At 71.9% G+C, this 3269-nt stretch carries 3 protein-coding genes; 1 reads left to right on the forward strand and 2 read right to left on the reverse strand.

The genetic code is table 11. The annotated features are described in order from the left end of the window. Both B8460_RS21055 and B8460_RS13675 read right to left on the reverse strand, forming a co-directional pair. A partial coding sequence (locus B8460_RS21055; protein ID WP_199445647.1) for a cysteine rich repeat-containing protein occupies window positions 1–263 on the reverse strand: 263 nt, incomplete at its 3' end. Window positions 264–310: 47 nt separating this feature from the next. Next, window positions 311–2647, reverse strand: a complete 2337-nt coding sequence (locus tag B8460_RS13675; protein ID WP_048862164.1) for a hypothetical protein — start codon at window positions 2645–2647, stop codon at window positions 311–313. Between the two features lie 189 nt (window positions 2648–2836). On the opposite strand from B8460_RS13675, the gene B8460_RS13680 reads away from it, so the two are divergent. After that, on the forward strand, window positions 2837–3269 hold a 433-nt coding region (locus tag B8460_RS13680; RefSeq protein WP_199445648.1), incomplete at its 3' end, for a cation:proton antiporter domain-containing protein.

Genomic DNA, 3269 nt, shown 5'->3' on the forward strand with positions numbered 1-3269 from the left:
GCCGTGGGCGACGCGGCGCCGGAGACCGCGGCGAGCGCGTTCCGGCATGGCTGCGAGACGGCCGCCGCGTTCGCCTGCAGACACGACAACGACGCGGCGCCGCCGGTGGGCACGCCCGCGCAATGGGCCTGATAGTCGGCGCGACAGGCCGAGCGGATCGCGCTCGCCTGTGCCTGTGTCGGCGTGCCCTGCGCCATCGCCGCGCCCGCGTGGCACAGCAGCAACGCCGTGCACAGCGCCACGACCCATCCCTGCCTCTGCATCAGAGCCCCCCGCCCCTGCCCGGCCGCCGCGATGCGGCCGCGCGCACTCAGTTTCGCTGAAAGCGACCGCCGCCCCCGAAGCGACCCTCGCCATAGCCACGCCCAGCCTGCCTGCCCGCGCGGTCACGCTCAAGCTGTTGATAGCTGGAACGATCCAGTGTGGCGCCCTGCGCGTCCTGTCGCCCCTGCACCCGGCCGGTGCTGGCCGGCGGCTTCATCGTGTTCCACCCGCCGTTGTTCCATTTGGACCAGCCGCTGTCGGTGTGGCGGTAGACGTTGCCGTCGCGCCCCGCGTAGACGTCGCCGCCCGGGCCGCGCACGGCGGCGCCGCTGTTGCCGGTGTAGCGGTTCTGATAGGCGCCGCCGCGCGCGCCGGTGGACGACGAGAAACTGCCGGCGGAGCCGCGCGCCCCGCTGCGGCTTTGCGTGTCGACGGTGCGCGCGGGGCCGCTGACGGTGCTCGATCCCCAGCGGCCGTAGGGGTTGGCGCCCTGGCTGGTCGCGCCGCTGACGCCGTAGCGCGCGTTGTAGAAACCTGCGTTGCGCGTGGCGCTGCCGTTGCCCCATGCGGCGCTGCCGTGCGCATAGGTGCCGGTGCGGGGATTGTAATACGACCATGCCCCGGCGCCGCCGTATGGCCCGTAGACCGCGCCGCCGCGCGCCCATCCGCCGGTCGCCGGATTGTAATAGCGCCCGCCCGTCGCGGCCCCGCCATAGGGGCCCCACACCGTGCCGCCGCGCGCCCATCCGCCGGTCGCCGGGTTGTACCAGACGTTGGACGCATAGGTGTACGGATACGGGTGATAGATCGGCATCAGCCCCGGCACGACATAGGGCGGATGATAATAGCCGGTGCCGTACACCAGCACGCTCGCGGTGACGAACCCCATCAGATACCCGGCCGTGTAGCCATACGTCACCGCCTGCGGCGTGGCGGAGTACACCTGCACATAGGTGACGTTGTACAGCGGGCTCGACGGCGGGATCTGGCGGATCTCCGGCGGGATGCTGTCGGCGAGCGTCCAGGGACCCGTCGGCGCGGGCGCCACGAACCATGCGCCGTGGTCGCACGCATAGTAGCGGCCGCCGATCAGCAGCACCTGCGCCCCGGTGTTGACGCCATAGCGGATCGACGTGCCCGGAATGGGCTCGAAGCGTGGCGTCCCGTAATAGGCGACCTCCGGCGTCGCGGCGCCGCGCTTGAGCGTCGCGGTGGTCGGGATCGCGGCCTTCAGCATCGCTTCCTGCGCGTCGACCGTGCCGGGCACCGACGCCAGCACCGTCGCCTCGGGCGTGCCGTCGCGGATCGCGGCGAAGTCGGGCGGCAGGCTGTCGGTGGCATAGGTCCACGGACCCTGAAGATCGGCCGCCGCAAACCAGCGGCCGGACAGCAGCAGATAGTATTTGCCCTGCGCCGGATCGCGGAACAGCGCGCTGCCGGTGTTTTCCACGCGCTGCAGCGACGTGCCGGCGACCGGCGCGAAATGCGGCGCCCCGGCGGTCACGATGATTTCCGCGGGCTTGAGGCTGACGAACACGTGCGGGATCTGCGCCGCGGGCGGCAGGGCGTGCGGCGGCACGTATTTGCGCGCCTCGGCGAAGTTGGCGTCGTTCGGCAGCCTGGCGAACTGCGGCGGCAGGCGGGTCGTGGCCGTATAGGGACCGTCCGCCGCCGGGGCCGTCAGCCACAGGCCGTTATCGAGCAGATACCACTGGCCGCCCGTGCTGAAGACGTCCCAGTTGGTGTTGACCGCGAAGGACAGCCCGGTGGTGCCGATCGGCGCCAGCACCGGGGCGCCGTCGAACACGACGAGGCTGGCCGGTCGGTCGGCATAGAAGATGACGGGCGGGTCGTTGTTGACCGCCACCGCCGCGGCCGGCGTCTGTTGCAGGCTGAGCAGGATCGTCGCCAGCGGCACGGCGCGGACCTGCATGCGCGCCAGCGCCGCCCGCAGCCGCGCTTCGAGCTGCGCGGCCTTCTGGGTGTCGAGCGAGGGGAAGCGCGAGGAGATCAGCCTCGGATCGGACAGCTGCACGAGGCCGGTCTGCGCGTCCGTTTGCGTCGCCAGCGTCACGTCGATGGTGCCGAGGATCGGCGTCTTCTCGCCGGCGGGCGTCACCGCGACCGCCGCGCGCGCCGTCAGGGTCGCGCGATCCGGCCACGAGACCGCCTGTGGCTGATAGATCGTTACGGCCGCGCCGTTCTCGGTGATGGTGTGCGGCCACGCCGGCGTCGCGGTCTCGGCAGGCGCCGCGGCCCGGGACGCGGCCGGGGACGCGACGGGAGGGGCCGTGGTCGCCTGTCCCCACGCCGCGCTTCCCGAACCCGTCAATGCCGCCGCAAGCAGCGCGAGCGCAACACAGTGCGGCCCATCGAGGCGCATCCGGCGTCTCCCTTTGCGCGGCGCGTCACAAAGGGCGCACCCTTGACGCCCATAACGCGAGAGTAATCAGATGTTGTCAATGGCTTGCAGGACAGCGCGCGTGAGTGTCACGGCCGGCGGAAAAAATTCCGGCGTCGTGCCGTCATGCGCGCGCCGTTCCGTCGCGTTCCGCGTCGCCGGGACGGCACGATGAGCCCGGAGGCGGCCCTGCACGCCGCGCTGCACGATACGCATCTCGTCATCATGGCGGCGGGCGTGCTCGGCGTGTTGAGCATCTTCGCGGGCCTGTTGTCGCGACGCATCGGCGCGCCGGTGCTGCTGGCCTTCCTCGCGATCGGCATGCTGTGCGGCGAGGACGGCGTGCTCGGCATTCCGTTCAACGATTTCGGCGACGCCTATCTGATCGGCAGCGTCGGACTCGCGGTCATCCTGTTCGCGGGCGGGCTGCAGACGCCGCTGTCGATGGTGCGCCTCGCGCTCTGGCCGGCTGTGGCGCTCGCGACCGCGGGCGTCGCGATCACCACCTTCGTCGTCGGTGGCTGCGTGGCGCTCGTGGGCGGCGTGCCGTTGATCGGCGCCCTCGTTGCCGGCGCGGCGGCGGCGCCGACGGACGCGGCGGCGG

The organism is Acidisphaera rubrifaciens HS-AP3, from assembly GCF_000964365.1.
Taxonomy (GTDB): domain Bacteria; phylum Pseudomonadota; class Alphaproteobacteria; order Acetobacterales; family Acetobacteraceae; genus Acidisphaera; species Acidisphaera rubrifaciens.